This is a genomic window from Pseudemcibacter sp., assembly GCF_965661635.1.
Lineage (GTDB): Bacteria > Pseudomonadota > Alphaproteobacteria > Sphingomonadales > Emcibacteraceae > Pseudemcibacter.
Genome location: NZ_CBFIEP010000031.1, coordinates 1 through 5,557, shown reverse-complemented (window position 1 = coordinate 5,557; position 5,557 = coordinate 1). Strand labels below are relative to the sequence as shown.

The window sequence follows — 5,557 nt, the reverse complement described above, 5'->3', positions numbered from 1 at the left end:
TTATTGGGATGACCTTAAGCATAACCCTGAAAATGCATATTCACTTTATGGAATGTATCAAGCGTTAACGGCGCAAAATAAAGACGCGCTCGCGGAAGAATTTATGAATCGCTACAATAAAATGTGGGCAAATTCTGATGTTAAGTTGACTAGCTCAAGATTCTAACTTTGAATAGGGGAAAACACCAATTTAAATATTATGATCTGATGATGGCCGCTTTTGTAGTGGTCCTCATCTGTTCAAATATTATTGGCCCAGCAAAGCTTGCCACAATTGATATATTAGGATCACCTTATATTTATGGAGCTGGTGTATTATTTTTTCCTTTATCCTATGTATTTGGTGATGTCTTAACTGAAGTTTATGGATACGCCCGTGCAAGAAAAGTAATATGGGTGGGCTTTATTGGTGTTATTTTTGCGTCAATCATAAGCTTTATTATCGTTGAATTGCCGCCAGCCCCCGGATGGGAAGGGCAGGAGGCTTATGCGCTCATATTTGGCCAAGTCCCAAGAATTGTAATCGCGTCTTTAATCGCCTTTTTTACCGGTGAAATGATCAATGCTTATGTAATGGCGAGGATGAAAATCTGGACAAAGGGTAAGCACCTTTGGTCACGAACGATCGGTTCAACAATTGTTGGACAAGGCATGGATAGTCTTATTTTCTATCCGGTCGCTTTTTACGGAATATGGGAAAATGATGTCATAATTACCGTAATGATTTCTAACTTTCTAATCAAAGTCAGTTGGGAAGCGGTTTTAACGCCCGTAACTTATAAGTTGGTTGCACTTCTTAAACGTGCCGAAGGTGTGGATGTGTTTGATGATAAAACTGATTTCTCTCCATTTAAACTAGACACAGATTGAAGCAAATTCTTTCTCCTAGACAAGTTTGGCGTCTTTCTCCACTATAGCTATATAGGGAAAAACAAACAGAAAGCCGAAAAATGGCGAATGAAGTGAAAAAAACCAGAGAGGGTCTGGTTCGTTCCATTGGAACAAAAGCACTTGGGGTAAATATTTTTAACATGGTAGTTGGTGGCGGTATTTTTGTACTACCAGGTGTTATTGCGGCAAACCTTGGGCCTGCTGCGATAATTGCTTATGTTATATGTGCGGTGGCCGTGGGCCTTATCTTTATGTGTTACGCGGAAATCGGAAGCCGTATTACCCGTAGTGGTGGATCATATGCTTACATTGAAGATGCATTTGGCCCAATGGCAGGATTTGTTTCGTCAATGTTGCTTTGGTTTGGGTGGGCCATTCTCTCAGACGCGGCCATTCTTGTGGCGATGGTGGAAACAATTTCCATTGCCGTACCCGTTTTAAAGGAAACAATTCCCCGAGCCTTGTTCATGGTTGTTTTGCTAACCTTTCTTGTTTTCATGAATATACGAGGGGTTGAAACAGGAAAGAGGCTATATATCGTCAATACAATCGCAAAGTTCGTTCCATTAGGCATGCTTCTGATATTTGGTGTTTTTGCGATAAATTTCGATAATTTGAAAATTTCTGAATGGCCTACCTTTGAACAAGTTGGGGCAAGTACTATCATTTTAATATTTGCCTTTTCTGGCGCGGAGTGCGCTTTAAATGCTAGCGGTGAAATTAAAAACCCCTCCCGAACTGTGCCAAGGGGCGTGCTGCTTGGAATGGGAAGCATCTTTTTGCTTTATCTTGGTTTGCAATCGGTTGCGCAAGGGGTGTTGGGCCCTGAACTTGCGAATAATACGGAAGCACCTCTGGCTGCTGCTGCCAAGGAAGTCTTTGGTGAATGGGGTGTGAATTTATTATTGATCGGTGGGGTGATATCTATTTTTAGTACGTTAAGTGGAGATATTCTTGTTACGCCACGCGTCGTGTTTGCATCTGCTAGGGATGGAAATTTACCCGCTTTCTTAGCAAAGGTTCATCCAAAATTCCACACACCTTATGTGGCCGTGGTTTCCTTTGCAGGTGTGATGTGCTTGATTGCAATTAGTGGTACTTTTTCAGTTTTAGCGGTGCTCGCATCAGGATCTATTTTGCTGATTTATGCCGGTGTAAGTTTGTCTGTTATTAAACTTCGTCTTCGTGATGGTGATCCTAAGGATGATCAATTTAAAGTCCCGGGTAAATTTATTATTCCGGTACTTAGCTGCGCAGTTATTGCATGGATGTTATTCCAAATGGAATATGAGGAAGCATTGAGTATTCTTGCACTCGTTTTATTTTCATTAGGGCTTTATATTTTCAGAAAATATATTTTGAAAAAGCAACCTTCTGAGAATTAAAGTGATAATTCACACCAAATTGGAGTGTGATCAGAAGGGCGTTCTTTTCCACGTGGTGTGCGGTCTATTTCACATTTTATCACTTTATCCGCCGCTGTGGGACTGAGTAATAAATGGTCAATTCTAACGCCGTTATCTTTTTGCCATGCGCCTGCCTGATAATCCCAATAGGTGTAATTACGTCCACTAGGGGTAAAGGCGCGAAATGCGTCAGTTAAACCAAGGTTTAAAAGCGTATAAAACCGATCTCTTGATTTCGGCTGAACAAGTGCATCATTTGCAAATCTAACAATGTCATAACAATCTTCATCTTTTGGGCAGACGTTATAATCACCAGCCAGAACAAAATCTTCTTCCAAGGTAAGCAGGTATTTTGCTCTTTCGATTAATCTATCCATCCAGCCAATTTTATAATCAAATTTTTCGCCAGGATATGGATTTCCGTTAGGTAGATAGATAGAGGCAACACGAACGGTATTTATTGTGGCTTCAATATATCTTGCTTGTTCATCACTGTCATCACCGGGAAGTCCAATCATCACATCTTCGATAGGATGCTTAGAAAGAATTGCGACACCGTTATATGATTTTTGTCCGTGCGTGACGATATTATAGCCGAGATCCTCTATTTCAGTACGAGGAAATTTTTCATCAACGCATTTTAATTCTTGTAACAATGCCACATCTGGTGACGCTTGAGATAGCCACTCACTTACGCGTGGGATGCGCGCATTAATCGAATTAACATTCCAAGTGGCAATTTTCATAAATTATACCGCGAAAGAAGAACCGCAGCCGCAAGATGCAGTCGCGTTTGGATTTTTTACCACGAACATTGAACCGGCAAGTTCTTCTGTAAAATCAACTTCTGAGCCCATTAAATACATAATAGAAAGTCCATCTACGAGCATAGTCGCGCCGTTACGTTCAACAACAAGATCATCTTCTTTGCTCTCTTCTACAAGGGCGAAATCATATTGAAAACCGCTGCATCCACCGCCATTAATAGTAATGCGGAACTTTAAGTTTTTATTCCCTTGTGATTCAACTAAAGTATTAATGCGTTTTGCAGCATTTTCACTTAGTGTTACGGGTGTGTTATCATTTGTCATTTTAATATACCTTGAGTAAAAATTACCCCTTGAGTTCATATGTAATTTAAATGAATGAATTGTCAATAGCCACTAAAAAGGCTTATGATAAGATAAATAATAAATTAATGATAAAAAAGTGACTAAAATGGCTGAATTTGAACTTTTTAAACCAAATGCTAATCTTGCTCCTTATGCACTTATTCCCGGAAAATCAAGAGGTCGGCTTCATGAAGAGAAACCAAGCCGCAACAGAACCGAATATCAAAGAGATCGTGACAGAATAATTCATTCTGGTGCTTTTCGTAGATTAAAGCATAAAACTCAAGTGTTCGTCCATCATGTCGGGGATTATTACCGAACCCGTTTGACCCATTCAATTGAAGTAGCCCAAATTGCCAGAAGCATTGCGCGCACCCTGGGTTTAAATGAGGATGTCACCGAAGCATTGGCCTTAGCGCATGATTTTGGTCATACGCCTTTTGGCCATGCCGGCGAAGACGCGCTTGATGAAGCTATTAAGCCATATGGCGGTTTTGATCATAATGCACAGTCGCTTAGGGTTGTAACAAAATTGGAAAATAATTATGCCGATTTTCCAGGGTTGAACTTAACATGGGATACACTTGAGGGACTAGCTAAACATAATGGCCCGCTATGTAGTTATGAGGGTGATACATCTTCCTTACATGTCAATTTTAATAAATATAATGATCAACATGATCTTGAACCGCATACCTATGCCAGCGCAGAAGCGCAGGTGGCAGCTATAGCGGATGATATAGCTTATAATAGCCATGATATGGCGGATGGTTTAAGAGCGGGTCTCATAACAGTTGAACAACTTTCTGAAGTGCCAATCGTTGCCAAGAAGATCAAAAAAGTGTTTGATAAATATGGTAAATTAGAAGAAAAGCAAATGCAGCAAGAGGTCATTCGCAGTCTTATTGGCCGCATGATTAATGATGTTACTATCCATAGCCAACTTAACTTAAACGTTTTAAAGCCCGAAACAGTTGATGATATTCGTGGTGCTCAAAAAATGACGGTCACATTTTCAGATAATATGAAAGAACAAGATAAAGCTTTAAAAGCATTTCTTATGAAAAATATGTACCGTCATTATAAAGTAAATCGCATGTCCAGTAAGGCAAGACGTGTAGTAACGGACTTATTTAATTTGTATCTTACGGAACCCGAATGCCTCCCGACAGAATGGCAAGTGGAAATGCAAACAAGAACTGCTTCTGAAAGAGCAAGACGCGTTGCTGATTTTATTGCTGGCATGACGGACAGATTTGCGCTATTGGAACACAGAAGATTATTTGATACCTCAACATTTGAGCTATAGCAAAGAGTGCAGTGACCAAATTGCGTAATATAAAGACCACAACATAATGAACATTTTTAAAGATTTTCAAACAAACATAAAAGATATTATCACATCTTTAAGTAACGATGGTTCCCTTCCAGAAGGATTGGATCTCAAAAATATCACCGCTGAAGCTCCTAGAGACGCGAGCCATGGTGATATCGCCACCAATGCCGCTATGGTGTTAGTGAAACAAGCGAAAATGAAGCCACGTGATATTGCGCAATTGATTGCCACGGGGCTAGAAAAACACGAAAATGTCGAACAAGTTGATATAGCGGGCCCTGGGTTTATCAATATTCGCCTTAAAACTAATTTTATTCAAAATCAAGTAGCGGTAATTCTTGATAAAGGGTTGGATTATGGGCGCAGCACATATGGAAATAATGAAAAAGTAAATGTTGAGTATGTGTCGGCAAACCCAACGGGACCATTGCATGTTGGCCATTGCCGTGGCGCCGTTTTTGGGGATGCTCTCGCGACACTCTTGGATTATGTAGGGTTTGACGTAGCAAAAGAATATTATATTAACGATGCAGGTGGTCAGATCAATACCCTCGCTCAATCAGCATATCATAGATATTTGGAAGCCTTAGGTGAAGACGTGGGTGAAGTGCCTGAAGGCCTTTATCCGGGAAAATATCTTATTCCCGTTGGAAATGCACTCGTTGAGAAATACGGAGATAGCCTAAAAGGTAAAGACGAAAGCGAATGGCTAGAAGATTTAAAAGCATTCGCAAGTAGTGCAATGATGGATCTTGTTCGTGATGACCTTGAAACATTAGGAATAAAGCATGAAGTCTTTTTCTCTGAAAAAT

The 5,557-nt window shown here is 40.1% G+C and carries 6 protein-coding genes; 4 read left to right on the top strand and 2 right to left on the bottom strand.

The window, feature by feature from the left end; all coding sequences use genetic code 11:
- The first annotated feature begins 210 nt into the window (after positions 1-210).
- Both ACTF6W_RS02380 and ACTF6W_RS02375 read left to right on the top strand, forming a co-directional pair.
- A complete protein-coding gene (locus ACTF6W_RS02380) occupies positions 211-870 on the top strand; it encodes a queuosine precursor transporter (RefSeq protein WP_438992937.1) in 660 nt (219 codons plus the stop codon).
- A gap of 92 nt (positions 871-962) precedes the next feature.
- Positions 963-2,276: an APC family permease gene (locus tag ACTF6W_RS02375; RefSeq protein WP_438992936.1), complete on the top strand. Its 1,314-nt coding sequence runs from the start codon at positions 963-965 to the stop codon at positions 2,274-2,276.
- Here the strand turns inward: ACTF6W_RS02375 and xth are convergent.
- A complete protein-coding gene (gene xth / locus ACTF6W_RS02370) occupies positions 2,273-3,043 on the bottom strand; it encodes an exodeoxyribonuclease III (RefSeq protein WP_438992935.1) in 771 nt (256 codons plus the stop codon). The two genes, ACTF6W_RS02375 and xth, sit on opposite strands and share 4 nt — an antisense overlap.
- A gap of 3 nt (positions 3,044-3,046) precedes the next feature.
- Positions 3,047-3,388, bottom strand: coding sequence for an iron-sulfur cluster insertion protein ErpA (erpA, locus tag ACTF6W_RS02365; protein WP_438992934.1), 342 nt, complete (start codon positions 3,386-3,388; stop codon positions 3,047-3,049).
- Positions 3,389-3,515: 127 nt separating this feature from the next.
- On the opposite strand from erpA, the gene ACTF6W_RS02360 reads away from it, so the two are divergent.
- Positions 3,516-4,718, top strand: a complete 1,203-nt coding sequence (locus tag ACTF6W_RS02360) for a deoxyguanosinetriphosphate triphosphohydrolase (protein WP_438992933.1) — start codon at positions 3,516-3,518, stop codon at positions 4,716-4,718.
- 46 nt (positions 4,719-4,764) lie between these two features.
- A partial coding sequence (argS, locus tag ACTF6W_RS02355) for an arginine--tRNA ligase domain-containing protein (protein WP_438992932.1) occupies positions 4,765-5,557 on the top strand: 793 nt, incomplete at its 3' end.